Annotated in this window: 13 protein-coding genes and 9 pseudogenes; 5 read left to right on the top strand and 17 right to left on the bottom strand. The window is 58.7% G+C overall.

Translation table 11 applies throughout. The features are described 5' to 3' along the window. The first annotated feature begins 15 nt into the window (after positions 1-15). Positions 16-459: a hydantoinase/oxoprolinase family protein gene (locus tag AC1RZR_RS35495; protein ID WP_481829603.1), complete on the top strand. Its 444-nt coding sequence runs from the start codon at positions 16-18 to the stop codon at positions 457-459. Here AC1RZR_RS35495 and AC1RZR_RS35490 read toward each other — a convergent pair. Beyond that, a complete protein-coding gene (locus AC1RZR_RS35490) occupies positions 410-1207 on the bottom strand; it encodes an ATP-binding protein (protein WP_481829602.1) in 798 nt (265 codons plus the stop codon). The genes AC1RZR_RS35495 and AC1RZR_RS35490 overlap by 50 nt on opposite strands. Continuing rightward, positions 1207-2491, bottom strand: a pseudogene (gene istA, locus AC1RZR_RS35485) (IS21 family transposase). The gene AC1RZR_RS35490 and the pseudogene istA overlap by 1 nt, the downstream one beginning before the upstream one ends. Before the next feature lie 63 nt (positions 2492-2554). Here istA and AC1RZR_RS35480 point away from each other — a divergent pair. Together AC1RZR_RS35480 and AC1RZR_RS35475 are read left to right on the top strand one after the other, a co-directional pair. After that, entirely contained in the window at positions 2555-2947 is a 393-nt protein-coding gene (locus tag AC1RZR_RS35480; protein ID WP_481829302.1) for a hydantoinase/oxoprolinase family protein, read from the top strand. Between the two features lie 81 nt (positions 2948-3028). Continuing rightward, positions 3029-4470: pseudogene (locus AC1RZR_RS35475) on the top strand (ISKra4 family transposase). A gap of 254 nt (positions 4471-4724) precedes the next feature. Here the strand turns inward: AC1RZR_RS35475 and AC1RZR_RS35470 are convergent. After that, on the bottom strand, positions 4725-5723 hold the full coding sequence (locus AC1RZR_RS35470; RefSeq protein ID WP_481829301.1) for a LacI family DNA-binding transcriptional regulator: 999 nt from the start codon (positions 5721-5723) through the stop codon (positions 4725-4727). Between the two features lie 103 nt (positions 5724-5826). Here AC1RZR_RS35470 and AC1RZR_RS35465 point away from each other — a divergent pair, with 103 nt between their 5' ends. Continuing rightward, positions 5827-7035 (top strand): NAD(P)/FAD-dependent oxidoreductase, encoded by a 1209-nt coding sequence (locus AC1RZR_RS35465; RefSeq protein WP_481829300.1) that lies wholly within the window; start codon positions 5827-5829, stop codon positions 7033-7035. A gap of 4 nt (positions 7036-7039) precedes the next feature. On the opposite strand, the gene AC1RZR_RS35460 is transcribed toward AC1RZR_RS35465, so the two are convergent. The 11 genes and pseudogenes from AC1RZR_RS35460 to AC1RZR_RS35410 all read right to left on the bottom strand — a co-directional run bounded on the left by AC1RZR_RS35460 (position 7040) and on the right by AC1RZR_RS35410 (position 16756). Next, the gene (locus AC1RZR_RS35460; protein ID WP_481829299.1) at positions 7040-7363 is read right to left on the bottom strand and encodes a non-heme iron oxygenase ferredoxin subunit; all 324 of its coding nucleotides are present in this window, start codon (positions 7361-7363) and stop codon (positions 7040-7042) included. Positions 7364-7381: 18 nt separating this feature from the next. Then, positions 7382-8510 (bottom strand): annotated as a pseudogene (locus AC1RZR_RS35455) (S-(hydroxymethyl)glutathione dehydrogenase/class III alcohol dehydrogenase). Between the two features lie 11 nt (positions 8511-8521). Next, entirely contained in the window at positions 8522-9361 is an 840-nt protein-coding gene (locus tag AC1RZR_RS35450) for a sugar phosphate isomerase/epimerase family protein (protein WP_481829298.1), read from the bottom strand. A gap of 2 nt (positions 9362-9363) precedes the next feature. After that, complete coding sequence (locus tag AC1RZR_RS35445) at positions 9364-10053, bottom strand: FAD-dependent oxidoreductase (RefSeq protein WP_481829297.1); 690 nt, start codon at positions 10051-10053, stop codon at positions 9364-9366. Positions 10054-10075: 22 nt separating this feature from the next. Then, positions 10076-10597: pseudogene (locus AC1RZR_RS35440) on the bottom strand (FAD-dependent oxidoreductase); the annotation flags it as partial. Positions 10598-11634: 1037 nt separating this feature from the next. After that, positions 11635-12015 carry an extracellular solute-binding protein gene (locus tag AC1RZR_RS35435; RefSeq protein ID WP_481829601.1) on the bottom strand — a complete coding sequence of 127 codons (381 nt, stop codon included), beginning with the start codon at positions 12013-12015 and terminating at the stop codon, positions 11635-11637. Positions 12016-12047: 32 nt separating this feature from the next. Beyond that, positions 12048-12278, bottom strand: a pseudogene (locus AC1RZR_RS35430) (transposase domain-containing protein); the annotation flags it as partial. 146 nt (positions 12279-12424) lie between these two features. Further along, positions 12425-13767: pseudogene (locus AC1RZR_RS35425) on the bottom strand (IS1380 family transposase). Positions 13768-13890: 123 nt separating this feature from the next. Next, positions 13891-15240, bottom strand: a pseudogene (tnpC, locus tag AC1RZR_RS35420) (IS66 family transposase); the annotation flags it as partial. Positions 15241-15294: 54 nt separating this feature from the next. Then, positions 15295-15648, bottom strand: a complete 354-nt coding sequence (tnpB, locus tag AC1RZR_RS35415; RefSeq protein WP_481829296.1) for an IS66 family insertion sequence element accessory protein TnpB — start codon at positions 15646-15648, stop codon at positions 15295-15297. Positions 15649-16063: 415 nt separating this feature from the next. Beyond that, positions 16064-16756, bottom strand: coding sequence for a GntR family transcriptional regulator (locus tag AC1RZR_RS35410; RefSeq protein ID WP_481829295.1), 693 nt, complete (start codon positions 16754-16756; stop codon positions 16064-16066). Between the two features lie 562 nt (positions 16757-17318). Here AC1RZR_RS35410 and AC1RZR_RS35405 point away from each other — a divergent pair. After that, positions 17319-18320, top strand: coding sequence for a sterol desaturase family protein (locus tag AC1RZR_RS35405; protein WP_481829294.1), 1002 nt, complete (start codon positions 17319-17321; stop codon positions 18318-18320). 148 nt (positions 18321-18468) lie between these two features. Here the strand turns inward: AC1RZR_RS35405 and AC1RZR_RS35400 are convergent. The 3 genes and pseudogenes from AC1RZR_RS35400 to AC1RZR_RS35390 all read right to left on the bottom strand — a co-directional run. After that, positions 18469-19210 (bottom strand): annotated as a pseudogene (locus tag AC1RZR_RS35400) (IS6 family transposase). Between the two features lie 100 nt (positions 19211-19310). Continuing rightward, positions 19311-20048 carry a TylF/MycF/NovP-related O-methyltransferase gene (locus AC1RZR_RS35395; RefSeq protein ID WP_481829293.1) on the bottom strand — a complete coding sequence of 246 codons (738 nt, stop codon included), beginning with the start codon at positions 20046-20048 and terminating at the stop codon, positions 19311-19313. 324 nt (positions 20049-20372) lie between these two features. Beyond that, positions 20373-20744, bottom strand: a pseudogene (locus tag AC1RZR_RS35390) (IS6 family transposase); the annotation flags it as partial. Positions 20745-21051 lie beyond the last annotated feature (307 nt).

Here is a 21051-nt window from a genome sequence, read left to right as displayed (position 1 = left end):
TTCAAACCGTGGTCTATCCAGAGACCTGCTGCTTATTCAGAGCAATGGCGGTGCAATTTCTCTCGACAGATTGGCGAACGGCCTGCGGCTCTTGCCCTGTCTGGGCCGGCCGCGGGCCTCGCTTCCCTAAAGCTCCAGGGTCAGTCGCTTGGCGCAGACAATCTTATTTCGATCGAGATCGGCGGCACTAGCTGCGATGTGACTGTTATTAGCAATGGAGCGGTCGGCGAAACGGATGCTATCACGGTCGGCGATACCCTCATCTCCTTGCCCAGCGTAGAGATACATACCATAGCAACCGGCGGCGGCACGATCTGCGGTGTCGATTCAGGAGGGTTGCTGTATGCCGGCCCCGAAGGCGCTGGAGCGCGACCAGGACCCGCCTGCTACGGGTTGGGTGGGGCGCGTGCTACGACCCGACGCACAACTTGCGCTCTGTCAAGCGACACGAGGAATTGACCCCTTTGGCGACATCAGGAACTGACCCCCTTTCACTGGGTTGCTGTTTCGTTGGTTTCGGGCGCGCTCCGGTCTTCTGCAGAAGACCGGACCGGCGTTTTTCGCGGAGACGGTAGCTGTCGCCGCGGATAGTAATCACCGCCGAATGGTGAAGCAGGCGATCCAGGATCGCGGTGGCCACCACGGGATCTCCAAATAGGTGAGCGGCATTGGCCTCGAAGGGAAGATAGCCGAGCTCGTCGATGATCAGCAATTTTGGACGCGATAAGATCGTCAACTGCTTGTCGAGCGAGCCGTCGCCATGGGCTTTTGCCAACATCGCTACCAGCGTGGCCGCAGTGACGAATTGGACATTGTAATTCTGCCGGATCGCCTCGCGACCAAGGCTCACAGCAAGATGGGTTTTGCCCGTTCCCGGAGGCCCCAGCAACAAGAGCGTGTCGCCATGGGCAATCCAGCGGCAGGTCGCCAGCTCCCTGATCTGTCCTGGGTCCACCGATGGCTGCGCGTCGAAGTCGAAGCCGTCGAGTTCGCGCACGAACGGGAACTGCGCGATCTTGCTCGACATGGAGATGCGCCGCTCGTCGCGCCGTGCGATCTCGCGCGACACCAGGAAAGCCAAGGCCTCGCGCAAGGTCATCTTCGAACGGGCCGCTTCGTCCAGCAGCGTGTCGAGCTGGTCGCGGATCGCCGTCAACTTCAGCCGATCCAGGGTTGCGATCAGCACGTCATGATCTAGGGTCGTCATCACCAGCCCCCTCCGACCACCGCTTCGTACTCGGCGAGTGGCCGCAGCAAGGTGGCCGGGGCGATCTCGATGCGCTCGGCGCGCACCGGCCCTTCGAAGCCGGCAACGCCGACAAAATGCATTCGGTCCACGATGCGCTGTCGTCGCCCTCGGCACAGGGCATGGTCGGCCACTACCTGGCCGGCATGACGGATGATCACGCGGCCGGCCAGCACCACGACCTGGACGCTTTCGCCGATCAGGCGCCAAGGGACCGAGTAGCTGTTCGTATCCAGGTCGATTGCGCAGTCGGCCTGGACCTTGCGGACCAGATCCCGCAGCTGTCCGAACGGCGCGCGTCCGGCCAGCGGGCGAAGCGCACGAGCTTCAGCAGCAAAGCGTTCCACTGGCGCGACACCGGTCGTGCCGTGTTCGCGCTGGTCGGCGACCTCGCGCGTCCACCGATCCAGATGCGCCTCGAACGCCGCCCAGCTCTCGAACCGGCGGCCGGCGATCGCGTTCTTCTTGACGTAGCCGACTCCGCGTTCGTCTTTCCCCTTCGTCCTGGCCCGATAAGGGGCACAGGCCCGCGGTGTGAAGCCCCAATATCGGGCAAAAGCGTGCAGCCGGGCGTTGAACCTCACCTCGCGCGTCACCGCGTCGTGATGCTCAACCAGCGCCTTTGCATTATCGATCAGAACTTCCGCCGGCACGCCCCCAAACCGCAGGAAAGCGCCTTCCATCCCTTCGAACCAGTCGGTCTGGCGCTGCCTCGGCGAGGCCCGGATGTGCATCCGGCGCGAATAGCCAAGCGTCCCGACAAACACATGGATCCGCACCCGCTCGCCGCCGATCCATACCCGCGTGTCGCCGAAGTCGATCTGCATCTGATGACCGGGCGCCGTCTCGAAGCGGACTGTCGCCCGCTTCTGCGCCTTTAGCTCCCGGCGCCAATGCTGTACCCCACGCTCCACCGAACGCAGGCTGATAACGATCCCGTGTTCGTCCGCCAACTCTTGGCGAATAACGTCCGCGTTGCCGTCGTGACGGAAAAATCGCTCCCGCAACCAATCATCAAGCCCGTCGAGCGCCGACACGCGCGGGCGACCCTGATAAGCGATGACACCGCCTTCACGAAGGTAGCGGCGAGCCGTATTGCGCGCGCAACCGAATTCCTTCGCGATCCGTTTTGCTCAGGACGCATTTATGCAGGCGCACCATCGACATGACTTCCTCTGCCTGCAGCATCCCCTCTCCCTGCATCGCTCTGGACGGTGCAGGAGTCACAGAAATCTCAATCGTCATCTAGCTTCTTTCCTCTCAAAAGAGAGGGATCAGTTCTTCGTGTCGTCAGGGGGTCAATTGTGCATGTCGCCTGACACGCTCGGGCGCCTGCGGGCAGGCAGCTATGCAAACGGCACGCTGACCCTTGATCGCAACCTTGCGGAAGCCGCCATCGATCGCGATGTTGCCGGTCCGCTCGACCTTTCGACGAAGGATTCCGCCAATGCCATTATCCGGCTTGTTGAGCAGAATATCCGTCACTCGGTCGAGAAGGTGAGTCTCGAGCGCGGTCTGGATCCGTCAAAATTTGTCTTAGTTGGCGCGGGGGGGGCGGGGGCGCTTCACGTTGCCGAAGTTGCTCGACGTCTTGGGATGCAGGAGGCCTTTGTTCCAAGGTTGGCAGGCGTCTTTTGCGCATTGGGCATGTGCAATGCAGATGTGCGACACGACCTGCTTCAAACGGCAGCTACGCTGTGAGGCCGGTAATTTCTCCGGGGTCAAACACGGGTTGTTAGGCTCGAGCATTCCATCATCATCGTTTTGATCGGAGACAAAGCGATGGCGGTGGAATGGACGGTTACGATCGAGGGGAAGAACGAGTTCGGCGACGTTTGTCGCCGGGAAGTCCGGATCGACAAGAGCTGGGAGCGCCTGTACGACGGTGAGATTGGCCTGTCGATCGACGATGGCAAGAAGATCATGGTGACGCTGCAGAGCGCGGTCGTGAACCATGAGGCGAATACCTATTCCCTCTTTCGTCGTGTCTGCTCCGATTGCCATACGTTTCGGCCGGTCAAGGACTACACGACGCGACGGATCAGAACCGTCTTCGGTACGGTGGAGGTTCGCAATCCTCGCTGGATGATGTGCCGGGACTGTTACCCCGGCATGGTCGTTGCCTTTGCGCCATTGAAGGAAATCTGTCCCGATCGAGCGACACCGGAGCTGATGGAACTGACAGCGCGGCTAGGAAGCATGCTGCCCTACCGGCAGGCGGCGAAGGTGCTGGCCGATTTCCTGCCCACTGAACCGACTGAAATGCATGCGACCGTGCGCAAGCGTACCATGAGGATCGGCAAGCGGCTCGACGACCAGGTCATGCAGGAAACTTGGCGCGCGAGGCAAACGGATGACCGATGCCAGCTTGAGATGCAGCTTCCCGGAGATCGGCGCAAAGAGTTCGTCATCAGCATTGATACGGCCCACGTTCGTAGCGCTGATCGACATTCGGCGCGAAATTTCGAGCTCGTCGTGGCCAGCGCGGCCGCGGGGGGCGGGGCGAAAGAGGCGGTCGCTATTTCGTCACCGGCAGCACCGACCAGCAGGCAATCCGCGATCGTGCTCTTCACTCTCTCCAGGAAGTCGGATATCGCGGCTTTGGGGATGTGACGGTGATCTCGGACGGGGCCGAAATCCTGAAGCGGCTGCCCCGTGCCATGCCGAAACCAACGACCCACATCATCGACTGGTTTCATATTGCCATGAAGATCCAGCCCATGCAGCAGATCGCCGATCACATCATACGATACCGATCAGGCCCCTTTGAAGCGCTTCCAACCATCGACAGGGACATCAGAGCCGTGAAGTGGCGTCTGTGGCATGGGCGGGTCGGCCGCGCGATCCGCGACCTGGAGCAACTTCTAGCAAGACTGAAGGAAGGCGGGTTCTCGATCGCACGGCTTCACAGCCTCGGGGAGCAGCTCCTAACCTATGTCCGTTCGAACCGCGGCGCGATCGTCAACTATGGAAAGCGCTACCGGGCCGGGCTTCGCGTCGCCTCCACTCTCACTGAGTCGGCGGTGGACTCAGTCGTCGGGAAACGTATGGTCAAGAAGCAGCAGATGCGCTGGTCGCTTCACGGTGCGCATATGCTCATGCAGGTCCGGGCGGCGGACATCAATGGCGAACTTCGCGATCGATTGCGGGCACCGTTCCGACAGACAGAGCCGAACGTCGCACCACTATTCAAGCCCAGACCGCCACTCCTGCGCGCCGCCTGACCCCAGAGAAGTTACCGGTCTCCTCTATGTCTCTGCCAAAGCTTAATCCGATCGAACCGCCGACGTGGTACGGACCCGTATGCCGGTGGTGTGGGAGGGGCGGCGTCGCGAGGCGTCCCCCTATCCCGATCAATCAAATTCAAGCCGATTTGGGAATCCCTTATCGACTCACCCTAATTTCATCCCGCTCTAGCCAGAGCGGCGTGGCCGCTCCGGCTGTTGGTCCCCGGTGGGGGTAGCACCGGGTGACAAACTCAGAGCAAGTTATCCCTGATGTGGAGTTGAAATGGAACTCCCTGGGGGATGCTATCGCCTTCCAAACCAAACCTCCGTCGAAAATGATCGACCGCCCGCGTTATCTGGAGCTCGAGGTTCTGATCAATGACGAGTGTCACCTTGTTGTCGAGCAAGAGGCGCTTGGCGGTCTCGTCAAGTTCGTGGGCGATGAACTTAATCCTACCGATTTGACCAGCGGAAATGAGCCCTTGCTCCACAAGGTGGCTCCCCACGCCTGCGCTATAGACCGCTCCCACATTATCAATTTGGCGGATTGCGGCGGCGACGCTCTCCCAATAGGGGCGCTGGCTACGGGCACACTCGACGACTTTGACGTTGCGTGGCTCAGCACCCAACTCTGACCACGCCTGCCGGAATCCGGCCACACGCTCGGCCTCGAACCTGTAATCGAGGTCGCTGCAGGCGATCAGTGTTTCTGCGCCCGCGGCCAGCATCTGCGCCAAAAAAAACGCTGCTGCCCGTCCGGCCCTTAAGTGATCAATGCCGACGTAAGAAAGTCTAGGCGTCGTTGGAAGGTCGGACAGGATTGTCACAACCGGAACGCCGGACGCCGTTTTTGCAGCGATAGCGTCCTGAACCTTCGCCGTTTCGGGTGCAAACACGATCAAGGCATCGCTTTTCGATTCGGAGATCGCCTCCGCCAAGGCAGCCAAACGCTTTGCCGGCAGGAACCGCCGCTGCAAGGTAACAACGTTTCCCAGCTTGGGAATGAGGGACTCAATGGTAGCATTTATGCGCGAGGCACTGCTGCTATTCGGCGTGATCATGATAATTTCAAAGCGCAATCGCCGGGAGTAGGGTGAGGGCAGGGGGCGTTTCATCTGGAGCTGGCGCGCAGCCTCAATCACGCGAATGGCAGTGCTCGGGGAAACGCCGCCCCGTTCATTGAGGACGCGGTCCACGGTAGCGAGACCAACGCCGGCGAGCCGGGCAACGTCCTCCAGGTTCTTTCGCACCACTTGCTCCCTCGGATTGTCAAAGTCTAAGGGCTGCCAATCCATCCTTTGACAATTTAGTCTATGTCGTTGAATGTCCAAGCGATATCGTGTGGTGAGGCAAATGCGGAAGAAGATCGTAATCATCGGGGGTGGCCAGGCCGGGGGGCGACTTTCTCAGCTGCTGGCAAAAGAAGCCGACAGTCTTGAAACCACCCTCATTTTTGATGAGCCGTATCCGCCGTATGAACGTCCACCCCTTTCGAAGTCCGTCATCATCGGCGGATCCACGCTCGAAAAGCACTTGATCTGGCGCCCAGAGAGCGCCGCGTGGACAGCAATCAGCATAAAGGCCGGGGTTCAGGCGCTATCCATCAACAGAGACAAGAAGGAAGTCAGTTTGGCCAATGGAGAGTCCGTGGCCTACGACAAGTGTGTGATTGCCACAGGATCCAGCGTCAGGCCTCTAACTGTCCCCGGCGGCGATCTGCGTGAAGTTTTGAAACTCAGGACATACGACGACGCGCTTGCGGTCGCTTCCCGACTTGGTGACATCCGGAAACTGTTGATCATTGGCGGCGGCTTTATAGGCCTCGAGGTTGCCTCAGCCATGCGTGGCCTGGGAATCGATACGCGGGTCGTGGAGGCTTCAGATCGACTGCTGTCGAGGATTGTTCCCCGGCAGATAGCTGGCAAGCTGCTTGAAAGGCATCGCGCGGCAGGCGTCACATTCAATTTCATGACCATGGTCGAACGGTTCGTACACGACCGCAATAAGGCGCTTAAGGCCGCGGTATTGTCTAACGGCGAGACGGTTCAGTGCGATCTCGCGCTCGTTGGGGTTGGGGTTTACCCGAACGTCGCTCTTGGCCAGGACGCGGGCCTTGAGATCGACGTTGGAATATGTACGGATCAGGGCCTAGTCACGTCAGACAAGGATATTCTGGCTTGTGGTGATGTGGCGTCGTTCTGGCATCCCATGTTTGACCGTCGAATCCGTGTGGAAGCCTGGCAGAATGCTGAGGATCACGCGGCGATTGCCGCGGCGTCGCTGTGCGGTATTGCTGTCCCGAATCCTTCGGTACCGTTCTTTTGGTCCGATCAATATGAACTGTCATTGCAGCTGATGGGAATGCCACACTTAGGCGTACTGGTGCAGGAAGTCAAAATGGCCGACGGATCGGTTATTTTGGTCCACTTCAACGGGTGGGGTGTTGTGGTCGGGGCGACCGGCTACGGTATCGCCGAGAGCATCGGCAGGGAAATGCGGCGGATCAGGGGAGTGATCAGCCACTCCGGCTCAACGGACTTTGGATCCGTGGCTGTTGGATAAGTGCCTATCCCTCGACCTGGACGAATACCGATCCGTTTTCCACCTTAACCGGGAAGGTCTTAATGGCGTCACAGACCGGAGCACCAAGCGGATCTCCGGTTTTGACGTCGAACCGTCCCGAGTGCCGCGGACATTCAATCACACCGTATTCCAGGAAGCCTTCGGACAGGAACGCATGCTCATGCGTGCAGACGTTGGCCGTGGCGAAGAAATCGCCGGCGCCAAGCCGGTAGATGGCATAGCTCAGGCCCTCATGGTCCCACCGCACTACATTATCGACCGGCACGTCCGTGATACCAACCGCTTCAACCCATTTTTCGTTCGCCATTTTTGACAATTCTCCTCCTTAATAAACGACTACACTGCGAATGCTTTCGCCCTGGTGCATCAGCTCGAAACCCTGGTTGATGTCGCCGAGCGGCATGGTGTGGGTGATCATCGGGTCGATCTGGATCTTGCCGTCCATGTACCAGTCGAGGATCTTGGGCACGTCGGTGCGGCCACGGGCGCCGCCGAAGGCGGTGCCCATCCAGCTGCGGCCGGTGACCAGCTGGAACGGACGGCTGGAGATTTCCTGGCCGGCGCCGGCGACGCCAATGACCACCGACTTGCCCCAGCCACGGTGTGATGCTTCCAGCGCCTGGCGCATCACCTTGGTGTTGCCGGTGCAGTCGAAGGTATAGGCAGCGCCGCCGATCTGGTCAGCGCCGCGTTTCGTCAGGTTGACGAGATAGGGAACGATGTCGCCGTCCACCTCCTTCGGATTGACGAAATGCGTCATGCCGAAACGTTCGCCCCATTCCTTCTTGTCGTTGTTCAAATCGACGCCGATGATCATGTCGGCACCGGCCAGTTTCAGACCCTGCAGCACATTGAGGCCGATGCCGCCGAGGCCGAAGACCACGGCCGTGGCACCGATCTCTACCTTGGCGGTGTTTACCACCGCGCCGATGCCCGGTGGTGACGCCGCAGCCGATATAGCAGATCTTGTCGAACGGCGCGTCCTCACGCACCTTGGCGACGGCGATTTCCGGCAGCACAGTGAAATTGGCGAAGGTCGAGCAGCCCATGTAATGGAAGATCTTGTCCTTGCCGATCGAGAAGCGCGAGGTCTCATCCGGCATGACGCCCTGGCCCTGGGTGGCGCGGATGGCGGTGCAAAGATTGGTCTTATGGGAAAGGCAGGACGGGCAGGAGCGGCATTCCGGCGTGTAGAGCGGGATGACGTGATCACCCTTTTTGACCGAGGTGACGCCCGGTCCGACATCGACGACGATGCCCGCGCCTTCATGGCCGAGGATGGCCGGAAACAGGCCTTCCGGATCGGCGCCGGAAAGGGTAAAATCGTCGGTATGGCAGATGCCGGTCGCCTTGACCTCGATCAGCACTTCGCCGGCCCTCGGGCCTTCGAGCTGCACGGTCATGATTTCGAGCGGTTTGCCGGCCTGCGTGGCCACTGCGGCGCGAACGTCCATGGAAACCCCCATTATTGATTAATGACTGAATTTTTCCAGACCCGCGCAATGTGATCCTTCAGCAGAAGCGACTCTGCCCAGCGATCAACCGTGTCCTCGCCATTCGGCCCGGTGATGGCATACGGTTTTGGCCCTAATTCGCAGGTAAACGAAAGGGTGTCGTCCTTGCTCGCTCGCTGCTGCCAGCTTCGAAAGCCGTATTCCCACCAGGACAGGAACTGATCCACCCACATTTTATGCTGCGGGTAGGAGATTTCGATCTGAACTTGTTCGCGCGTTGCCACCCGGCCATGAAAGGCCCAGGAATTGTCGAGAATGCGGTGAATCTCGACATGATGCTCATCGGCAATGGGCCAGGCGAACTCGCGCCCAACAACAAAGTGCGATAGATCGCCTAGAAGCCTAAGATCAGGGAAGCAGTCCAATAGGTCCAGTGTGAAGTGGAGATCCGTCGTCATCCGGTCGCGATGGGTCTCGATATAGACTTCGACGCCCGCTTCATGGGCGAGCCGGCGCCATCCTTCGAGCAAGGGGATACATTCCTGAACGCGTCGCGGCCGCACGTCCGGCTGCAGATCTATGTGGTGAACGCCGAATTCTACGGCATTTTCAAGCACCGGCTTGAGGTCGTCGACGGTTCTCGGAAAGCATTGCCCTTCGGCTTGCATGCCGTTGTCCCTGAGCAACGCGGATAGCTTCTTGACGAAGCTGCGGTCGCGCCAATCGGCACTCACCCCTTGGAAGCCAGCCTTGAATATCTTATCGATATTGTCCTCAAGTGTGCGTTCCGGGTAGCGGGCACTGCGCAATTCCATGGCCCAAAGCGACTGGAAGATCAGGAGATTTTGCATGTCTAACTCCACGCTGCCTGTTGAACCTGAAGTAGCTCCCGAAGGTCAGCTACAGCACAAACAGTTCCGGGCGCTGGGGACATACCCCGCTGGAGCATTGTTGACCCCACCCGGACCGCCTTGGCGACGACCCCGATCGTGCCGTAAGCGCTGACTGCGACCAGCGTTTCCCGATCATGATGGAAAGCAGCGATGCCGCCCGACGCCAAAGGCCTGAGGGTTATGGCTTGGTCTGGCGCCGGCCAGCCGGCCGCTTGGATGACTTTATCGAACTGATCCGACCACATCCACGGCACCATTTCATAAGGAACCTGATGGCCCAGCATGTTCCTGGCCACGAGTTCGCCTTGATCCTCGGCATTTTTCCAGCATTCAAGTCGCCGAGGTCGCAGGGATTCGTCCCGTCGAATAGAGCTGACATCGCCGGCAGCGAAAATCGCCGGATCGCTTGTGCGAAGGAATTCGTCCACAACGATGCCGTTGTCGATTTCCAACCCCGAGGCCTCGGCCAGCGCAGTTTCAGGGGTGACTCCGATAGAAACCAGCAGAACGTCACAAGGAATCTCTTCGCCGGACGCCAAGCGAACGCCTTCGATATAAGCGTCTCCTACAATGCCTTCCACAGAGGTGCCTAGTCGGAAATGAATGCCCGCGGCTTCGTGATCTTTGCGGACTTCCGAGGCAATTTCCACCGGTACGAACTCTTGCGAGGAGGCGTGGGGCCGTCTCTATAACAGTGACCCCACAACCCTTGCCCACAGCCGACGCCGCAACCTCTAGGCCGATCAAACCGCCACCGATTATGACCAACTGTTTGCCGGCGAGCAAAGTGTCGCGCAACGCTTCAGCGTGGACTGCCGACCGTAGCGTCATCACGCCGGCGGGAAGAGTCCTGCCGAAATCCAGCGTGCGCGGCTTCGCCCCGGTCGCAATCAGAAGGCTCTTATAGGTGAGGGATTGGCCGTTCGACAAAGCCAGGGTCTTCTGGGTGCGGTCGATCGTCGTTACACGCACATCTTCATGGTAGAAAGTGGTGTCATCCTCCAACCAAGCGCTCCGGAGCAGCGGGATTTGTGATGTCTCCTTCTGCTGCAATAGTACGGATTTCGAAAGTGGCGGCCGCTCGTAGGGCGCGCGCTCCTCTCCATTGATGAGATGTATGGGGCCGGCCCAACCGTGAGGGCGCAGGGATTGTGCAGCCTTGCAGCCCGCGTGCCCGGCACCAATGATAACCATGGCTCTTTCCATACGGTTCCTCCTGCTGAGCGCCAAAATTGGCGATTACCTTGACGACATAAGGATTTGCACGCAGGACGGTTAAACTCCATCCTCGAAAATGAGGGATTTCCCTCTTTACACGCATTGATGGGCGGAGCGTCTCGGGCGGAAGCCGTAACTGTGCTCGGAGAACGTCGGGTCCCACTGTTCCTGGAGAACCTGCAGCAGGGCTTGTTGGATCAGCCTGTCGACGACGCAAGGCGCGCCGAGTTTTCTGATCCCGCCCTCCGGCTTGGGGACTTCGACCCACTTGACCGGTTGTGGCTGGTAGGTTCCCTCAAGCAAACGAGACCGAATGCTTGGCCATGCTCACGTAGGTGTGCCTTGGCGTCGTCGATGGTCATCCTATCCAAGCCCGGGCCACCCTTGTTGCTTCGAACGCGTTTCCACGCTGTTTCCAGATTCTCTCGGCTACACACCTTCTCCATTAGCTGTTCTATCCAGGCCGGGCTTTCGGGTGCCGGTTTCGCCTGGGTAGTCGCTGACAGGGGGTTCACCCCGATCCCTCGGCTCCAGGGCCAGTACGCACTGGGTCATCTGCCGCTTTCCACTCATGAGTTGCCAGTCCTATTTGCCACTTCCAATCGTTCGGCCTTCGGTCATCTTTCCCGGCTCGTGCCTACGGACGGCAGCCGTTCAAGAACGGCCGGGGCAAGCTCATCCATCGCTGCCTTATTTGCGATGTCGTACGGGATCGTTTCGGCGAAGAGCTTCTGCTGTTTCGTGGAGGCTGCGTAGTCGATGAAGTTCAGCGCTGTTCTTCGTTCGGAGGACCGGCAATCACTGCCCAGTAGTCGATCCCGTAAAGGCTTTCGCCCCAGATAATTGGGAAGTTCCCGCCTTCATCGCGTGCAGTGGTAATGCGACCGTTACAGGCTGCGGTCATGACGACAGACCCGGACGCGAGCCATTCGAGTGGTTGGGCGCGCGCCGTTTTCCAAACACTGAATATCACACTTCATTTCATCCAGCTTCTTGAAGGTGCGATCTTGCCCTTACTTGGTCGCCAGTACGAAATACACGTCGCCGCGCTTTACCCCATCAGCAAGAAGCGCGATCTCAGTGGTCATTTTTGCGGTCTTCCGCAAACCACGTTTGCCGGGCCACTTCTTGACGCTCCAGAAGTCGTCCCAGTTCTTCGAGCCATCCTTGATCTTGTGGGCGTCACAGGTCAGCACCTTCGCCCACATCACTGCGCCAGCGCCGCTTGCGTGAACATGTCCGGATTGCTCTTTGGAGTAGTTGCTGAGCTTGGTCCAGTCAGCATCGACCAGTAGCCCCTCTGAACAGGCGAGGGTCAATTCGTCTGCTTCCATCTCCACAATGTCCGTAAGCGCTATTTTCCCTGCACGCTGACGCCGGCGCTTTCGACGGATGGCCTTCGAACTTGGAACGGTATCTGGTCTGATCAGGCTGCTGTTGCTTTGGCGAAGTTGAAGGGCAGCAGATCGTAGATATCAGCGTCCTCGTTGCGTTGAGGCAATTCGGTGAGGACGTGGCGCAGCCACGCTAACGGCTCGACGCCACAGGCGCGGCAAGTCAACATCAGGCTGTAGACGACGGCGCTGGCCCTGGCTCCGTCGACGGTATCGCTGAACAGCCAACTCTTTCTGCCCGTTGCAAAGATTCTAACCCGCCTTATTCATGACGGATCTGGGTTTGTTTGCCGCTGAGCGGCGGACAGGTGGCGGCTCGGCGTTTTTTTCACCGCGGCTGTGTCTGGACTTGTGAACGCGCTGGAGGGTGGAAGCTGTGTGGTTTCGGCGGGGCCTGCTGCCCCGGCGGTCATGGTCCTGTCGGTAGCAGATTGCTGGCGATCGCCCGGAACAGACTTGCCTCGGGACAGGCGGCGGCGAAGGCCAGGCGGATGCGCGAGACGGTTTGGATGACGCGGGCGCCGAGTTTGAGCAGCCTGAGCCGCAGCGTAGCGAACTCGGCGTTGCGCAAATGATGGGTCGTGGGCACCGCCTCGCGCAGGGTGAGCATCAACCAGTATGCGGCGGTGTGCAGGACAAGACGGACCTGGTTGGCAATCGGTGAGCGGCAAGAGGTGCGGTCGGAGGCGAGCTGGCTCTTGTGCATCTTGATCAGGTTTTCGGCCTGGCCGCGGGCGCAGTAGATCACGTCGTAGATGTGCTCGGCGGAGCCTTTGTCGAGATTGGTAACGACGAAGCGGATGTCGAGGCCGAGGGTGGTTGCCTCGATGCGAGCGCAGGTGCGGCGTTCGGCCTTCCAGGACTTCGCCTTGTAGCGGGTCTCGGCATAGCCGCGCAGCACAGACTTGCGCTCGAGCGCGCGGCGGGTGCGGATGTCGTCGGCGCTCTCGTCGACGAGCCGCTGCAGAACCTTGTTGCCGGGTAGGCCGAAGAGGTAGTCGATCGCATTGTTCTCGCACCAGGCCATGACTTGCGCCCGGCCGTAATGGCTGTCGCCACGGATCAGGATGCGGGTGGTCGGCCAGCGGGCGCGGATGCGGCGCACGAGACGGCGCAGATGGCCGCGGATCTCCCTGCCCGTCGGGGTCTTGCCAGGACGCAGGATCATCGCGACCGGGCGTCCTGTCGCGGCGTCGTAGATGTGGATCGGCAGGAAGCAACGCTCGTCGTAGTGGGCGTTGAAGAGCGAGAGCTGCTGATGGCCGTGAACGACATCCAGCGTATCATCGATGTCGAGCGTGACGCTTTTCGGCGGCGCGGCATAGCTCGACAGCCACAGAGCGACCAGCACGCGGCCGAGCCGGATGACGGTCCTGACGTCCGGCAGGTTCTCCAGCCGCGAACAGGTCGGCTGCGAGCACAGATCAATCCCGCTGTCGGGCAGCCGCCCGCAGGCGAGCTTGAAGGCCGGGTCGGCCGCAGTCGGTCGAGATCATTGGCGTCCTCGTAGCCGCACGCGATCGCAAAGATGCGGGCGCGCAGAATGTCGGCCATGGCGTGCGTCACCCGCTCTGGATCGCGCCGATTGTGGATCACCGCGGCCAGCCTGTCGGCCAGTTGCAGGCGACGCTCGGCTGCGGCCAGAAGCATGACGCCGCCATCCGAGGTGATGCGGCCGCCGTCAAACGCAGCTGTAATCTTCTTGCGTCCGACGGCTGGAAAAGACAGCGGCAGCAACGTATCGTCGGTCATGGCGGGTCTGGCTCGCGAGATGCGGTGGAAGGGTTGGCCTAAGCAACCGAATCCTACGCCAAATCAACCGCTTAAGCTACATCTGCCAGCCTCAAAAGCCCATCGTCGTGCATAAGACGGGCTAATGTCACGCTCGAGAAGATTATTGTCGATCGGCATTGCTGCCGTCCTCGGTGTAACGCGTCAGATATCCCCATTGGTTCAGAGTGTAGGAGACGGCGTCGCCGAGCTTGCTGTCCGGCAAGACTTTTGGGGCGATGTCGTCGAGCCATGCCTTGAGAGCATGGAGGATGGGGACACTATGTTGCTGGCGGGAGCGGCGAATGCAGTGATCTCGCGTTTCGCCGTCATCGGGGATTTCTTTCCGCGCCTGCCTTTCAACCCGATAGAGCTGTTCGAAGAGGCGGAGCGCCTGTTCCGGCGGGCCGCCGCCTTTCTTCCTCGCCTTTAGGGCATCGACGAAGCGCCGCCTCGAATGGGCCATGCATCCAAGATGCGTTGCCCCTTCCAGCGTGCGCCAAGCGGAATAGCCATCACTCATCACTATGCCGCGGTAATCGCCCAAGAACGTCTGCGGGTGTATCTGGCCGCGACCCGGTTGATAATCGAGCAGCACGATAGGCTCGTCACTGTCCTCGCCGCTCCGGTATGCCCACATGTACGAGGTGCTGGCCGCCTCTCGATCCTTTTCCTTCAGGACCTGAACAATCGTCTCGTCGCCATGGATGAGGGGCTGCGATCTGAGCCGTAGCTTCAGGGCGTCATAGATGCGGGAGAGATGCTTTTCGCTCGAGCCGATCACCCAGTGGCCCAGAGCGCCTCGGCTGACAGGAACACCCGCGCGCTCAAAAGCCTGTGCCAGACGGTAGAGGGGCGTGCCGTCGACGTATTTGTGAACGAGCGCGAAGGCCAGCGTCGAAGCCGGGGCGATGCTGCCCGGCAAGGGTTGTGCGGGCATCGGCGCGGTCACGACCGGCGTGTTGATGCCGGTACGGTCACAATGGCGGCAAGCATATTTGAACCGCACATTCTGCAAAACCTTCGCCTTCACCTCGATATGAAGTTGCTCGGTAACGGCCTCGCCCATGCGATGCATCTGGTGGCGGCAGCAAGGACAAGCCTTCTGGTCGTCGGGAAGGTCATACTGGCTGCGCTCGCGCGGCAGGTTTTCCGGCAAGGCCTGCGGCCGCGCTTCTTTCCCGTCGCCCCTTCGCTCTCCGGCAAGCCCGTGTCCGGCAGGACAACGACATCGCCATCTTCGCTGTCGGCGTCGTCCTCATCCGCGGCCTGTTCGGCTTCATTGAAGAGGCGGTCAATGTGCTTTTCACTCTTCGGCGCAAAACGATGCAGCCGCGCAAGCGCCAGCTCTTCCTCGAGTTTGAGGACGCGTTCGGCGAGTTGACGGTTCTCCGCCTGCAGCGCAGCAATGCGCGCCATCAACTCTTCAACAGTCGGTTCGCCGGGTCGACTCATCAGATTCTTGAATCGAAAGCATGCCGCCGCGTCAACCGCTCAATTCGAGAGCCCTCAACCGGCAACCTGATATTGCCGCACTGGATGGCGGACCATCGCATCGATATCGACGCCGTCGAGGATCCAGTGCAATTGCTCCGTCGTAAGCGTGACCACCGCTGCCTCCCGGCGCGACCACCGGAACTTGTCCTCGGTCAGCCGCTTCAGGACCAGCACAAAGCCCGACCGATCGAAGAACAGGAGCTTCATCCGGTCGCGACGGCGATTGCAGAACGCAAAAACCGCCGGAGCAAACGGATCGAGCGCCGTCGTCTCTTGGACCAGAACCGCAAGGCTGTTGATGCCGGCGCGGAAGTCGATCGGCTCGCGGTGCAGGTAGACTTTCAGATTAGCGCCCAGTGTGAACATGACACAGCGCTCCGATTACGGCTGCCAACGCATCCACATCACCGCATTCCAGCGTCAGCTTCACGCCGTTCGGCAGCGACGCGCTCATCTTGGCTGGAGAGGGAAAAGATGCAGCCCTTTTGGGTTCCGACCCACGCACTTCATCACAGGTCGCCGGCAAATCGGTTGTGTGCGTCAAGTTCTGCAAAATGGGCGATCATGAATCTGGTCATGCGGCTTGGCGTAGAGCGAGCTTCTTGTGCTCGCGCAGATCATCCATGTTGATGTTTCGGCCTCGAATGGTTGGATGTACGCCCTGCGGAACGCCTCTTGCAGCGCTCCGCCCATTCCAACGACCGTCAGATCCCGTGCGCTTTCAGCACCTGCACATAACACGACCGACATTGTGCCGGTCCGCCCTTCGAAGTGAGGCAGGTCAAATAATCTTCAGCATCCTGTAGATGTAATGCTGGAAGGTGTACAAATCGGCTTTCCGAATGGCCTCCGCTTCAACAGCGTGCCTTCGGCGAACAGCCATGAGAAATTCGTTCTGCAGTCGCGTTGTAAAAGTGACGAAATCTGGATCGTTGACATGATCCCTGGCCATTGCCGCCGCGTAGTATGGGGATGTGCGAGTTCTCAGCGACATAATTTGTTCAGCCAAAATCGTCGAGCCTGACCTATCCGCAAGAATGAGTGCAACCTCATTGAGGGCTACAACGCGGTCCTGAATAGTGCCGCCGGTTGCATAGTGTTCACGGGTGGCGACGACGGCCTCTTCAAGTGCGACCAGATCTTCTTCGGTAAGTCGCTCGGTGCTGCGCCGAGCAGCCTCCGCCTCAAGCATATTCCTCATCGAGAAAATCTCATCCAGCAGCCGACTGTGGATGGGTGGCAGCGCGACACTGGAATTTGGCTTAAGCACCAGCGCTTGCTCGGCAGTCAATTTGCCAATTGCGTATCTAACGGGCTGCACACTGGTTCCCAACTCTTCCGCCAACGCGCGCAGAGTGAGCTTAGTTCCCGGCAGCCACTCTCCGCGCCGGATCCGACTCCGGACCTCGCTATACACGTGCTCGCCCAGCGTTTCGCCGCTTGGCTGGGCATGCTCTGCGTGCTGACTGTCCAAGCGGACCTCCAAATCGATTCAATCGCTCCACACTCTAAAAGCTTCCCCGGCGCGGGCTCAATCACATTGCGCAAGCCAATGTGATCACACAATAGGGAAATTTCGACCTCACCAAGGCGAAAGTTCCGATGAACTCAAGAAGAGAGTCCGTTATTGGGCATATAATGAGGGTTAATTGGGCCTGCGTAAAAAAAAATCCTTGTGCAACCCAATGTGATGTGATCACATAATGACACGAAAAGCGAGAAGCGAAGGCCTGACCCGCATTCTACGGGGATGAGTGTCCGAGAAGGTCGAAGCGTTGCAGTTGCTTCTTGGTGATCGGAAGCCTTGGAAGATCCGCTCCCGTTTTCGCAGCGACACATGTGCATTTTCCGGTGGCTAACCCCAACACGACATTGAGGTTCTCGATGACATGGATTCAGGGTCGCTCCGGGTCTCTTCCGTGTTGTGCTGCCAGGGTGCGTAGCTAGATGATGGAAAACCATCATGAAAGGGTGACGCATATTCACGTCATCCAACATAACATTTGTGAATAAGAAATCCTCGTTGGGAGTGGCCTATGGATGATCTAGAATACGGAATCCGCAACAAACGTGGCGATTGGAAGCCACGCGATCCACTGAAATATCCACCATTGTTCGTGTGGCCATTAAAGCCGATGGCTACTCTCAGGTGGCTGTTCGCATTCGATGGATATATCCTGCCCTGGTATATTGCTTACGCCCTCGTTGCCTGCGGGGTTTGGGCATACCTAACTCCTTCTATGGAGACGCTCAGATCATCAAACTATGAGTGGCTGGCATACCTCTTCGGGCGGAATATCTTAATAGCCTTGGTAGTCTACGGGGCGTGGCATCTCAGGCTCTATACTTTCAAACTCCAGAGTAAGAAATTCAAGTACAATAGTTTATGGCCGGCCAAAGGCAATCGGGCCTTCTTGTTCAAACACCAAAATGTGGACAATGTTATTTGGTCGCTAGGGAGTGGCGTGCCAATCTGGACCGCCTACGAAGCAGGCATGTTATGGCTCTTCGCCAACGGTTATATTCCGTTCGTAGAATGGTGGGAGCATCCCATCTACTGCACAGTATTGCTGCTGCTGATCCCATTTGTCGAAAATCTGCATTTTTATGTTACTCACAGATTCTTGCACTGGCCTCCGATGTATCGATGGGTCCATTCTTTACACCACAACAACGTGAACCCAGGCCCCTGGTCGGGATTGGCGATGCACCCCATTGAGCACCTACTCTACTTCTCAGGAGTTTTGGTCCACGTAGTGATTCCATCCCACCCAATTCACGCGATATTCCATCTGTTTCATTCTGCTCTGGACCCCGCACAAGTCCACGCAGGATTCGACAAGCTTGTGGTGGGAGAGAAAGCCGTAGATACGCACGGCTTTCAACATTACCTCCATCACAAGTACTTTGAATGTAACTACTCTGGTGGTCTTATCCCTCTCGACAAATGGTTTGGGACTTTTCATGATGGTTCACCCGAAGCGCAGGAGGCTATGAACAGGAGATTGAAGGAACGCGCGCGCAAGAAAGTAAGCTAAAACTGGCGATGGCGCTGGCCGGCCCCCATTGGGTGATCCAGTTTGAATGTTAGTGGATGCCTGTCGCTGGCGATATCGTAGGGGCCGGCCGGCGAGGCGATGTCACGTTGTCTGCACATACACGCGTTGAGACCTGCGGCCGCTGATGTCAGCTGACCATGGCCACGGCTTTCCATTCCGCCATGGCCTGCGGGCGGTGAATATGTGTAGCGAGAGCGGAGCGTAGAGCGGGGCGGGACGAATAGATTGCGCAGAGCCGAGAAGATCGAAACGAAGCAGTGCTCCTGGTGATCGGAAGCCTTGCATCATCCGCTCCCGTTTTCGCAGCGGCACATGTGCATTCTCCGCCCGGTTGTTCAATCCCTTATGAGACCGATGCTCGACGTCCGGCATCACCTGTCGCCTGGCTGCTCAGGAGCGCAGCTTGTCGGTTATCATGCGCTTCGGCGCGACGCCTTGCTTCTTCCAGCCGCGTCAGCAAGCGCTTGGCCGCTTTGGTGTTGCGGCGGTTCTGGACGATCTCGCCGAGCACATAGCCATCCTGGTCGACGGCGCGCCATAACCAGTGTTTGCGATGGTGATGACGACCTCGTCCAGGTGCCAGACATCGTTTCGGCTGTGCTGCTTGCGGCGCAAGCGGCGAGCGCAATGCGGACCGAACTTGATGCCCCACCGGATGGATTGTCCCATACGAAACCACGATCCCGCGCTCCAGCAGCATTTCCTCGACCAGACGCAGGCTCAAGGGGAACCTGTAATAGAGCCAGACCGCATGGGCGATGATCTGCGGCGGGAAACGATGGCGCTTGTAGCTGACGGTTGCGGTGTTCATGCCATTGGTCTATGCCGCAAATCCCTGAACGCGAGTTAAGTTGATAACGTCGGACCATTCCATAGTTTCCCTCTGGTAGGCATCTTTCCTGGTAGAGGAACTGTCTTGTCAGATTTACGCCAGTGGAATGCCCGCTGGCGGAATGGTCAGGTTCGGCTTCACGGCCAATTGCGATAGACGAGATGTGGAAAAACCTGCTCCGCGAAGCGGCAGTCCCGCTGAATCATCACTTCCTCCACCGCCTCCATGGCTCCTATGCAGTTCGCATACAGGCAGTCGTCGAACACCCAATAGCCTCCATCGACCATATATTTTCGGGACACATCGTAGCTATACTTCACGGCGCTGTAAATGTCACAGTCGATATGGCACAAACGGACCGAGCCTATATTTTTCAGCGCATCCTCGGCAGTGTCCTCGAAGAGCCCCCGAACCAGATGGAGATTATCGATCTTCTGCCTCTCGATGAGCTCCAGCAGATCATCGTATCCTGCATCACTGAAATCGCCTGCTCTGTAAGTGTCACGCTGCGGGTCCGTTGGCGGCATACCCTCGAAAGTGTCGAAAGCGTAGACTTTCATGTCGGGATAGAGTTCCTTGCAAACGGCGGCCAGAAAAAGCGCATTGCCGCCGCGATAAGTGCCGAACTCGACGACATGGCCGGCCGCCAGGCCATCGAAGCCGAAACGTAAGATGAGATAGAGATTCATTCGGTTTCGCTCGTCCAGGAGCGTCCGGTTTCGTGCCAGATCCATCGCCTTATTGTAAAGTTTGTCTTGGTGCAATTGCTCAACCAGATTGCCCCGCAGGCCTAGTCCGCGTTGTAAGCCAGCGCGAACGTTTCGGCCACGTGATCTCCGCGGCGCTTCCTCGAATTCAGGCAGAATTATTGTCATTGAAGGACTCCTCGTCAAAAATAGCATCTTCAAGGCATTCCATGCTTGCTTCCATTCTACTGCATGCTCAACGGTATATGCGTCCCATGGAAACAGCCCGCGAATTCGCTTTACCGACATGTTCAAATTCGAGCGTTGAAGCTATAGTGGCAATCGTTGTCGATGATGGCCGTACATGCAAGTTATCGTTTATTAAGGTTTTGCGACTATGCGATTTCGGCCACGTCAGGAGTCCTATAAAGATATCCAGCCTCCGACTGAGCATTGCCGGGCGATGTCACGTTGGCATATACACGCGTTGAGACCTGCGGACGCTGATGTCCGCAGCCGCGTCAGCAAGCGCTTGGCCGCTTTGGTGTTGCGGGGGTTCTGGACGATCTCGTCGAGCACATAGCCATCCTGGTCGACGGCGCGCCACAACCAATGTTTCCTGCCGGCGATGGTGGTGACGACCTCGTCCAGATGCCAGACATCGTTTCGGCTGTGCTGCTTGGGGCGCAAGCGGCGAGCGCAATGCGGACCGAACTTGATGCCCCACCGGCGGATTGCCTCATACGAAACCACGACCCGCGCTCCAGCAGCATTTCCTCGACCAGACGCAGCCTCAAGGGGAACCTGTAGTAGAGCCAGACTGCATAGGCGATGATCTGCGGCGGGAAACGATGGTCGCTTGTAGCTGATGGTCGCGGTGTTCATGCCGTCGGTCTATGCCGCAAATCCCCGTGCAAGCTGTGTGAGGGTGTATTCCGTGGGTGTCCGCGAATTTCTGAAACAAGCGCTTGTTGGTGTGGGGTTCTCGACGCTACCTGTCGGGTTTGTCGAATCCGCGACCCAGTGCGGTGCGGCCTGGCGTTCTGCCGCCCTCTAGGGAAGTCCTTGAATAATAATAAGAACATTTTTTCCTTCGGCTCGCTCGCCAAATTGGCGCGCGGTTTGCTTCCTTCGGTGCGAAGCCGCAGTTGCCGACCGGACCGGTATGGGCTGGATAACTGCGCGATTGATG

The organism is Mesorhizobium bavaricum (assembly GCF_056781655.1).
Note: the sequence above shows the minus strand (reverse complement) of the source record. Positions and strands in the feature narration are given on the sequence as shown.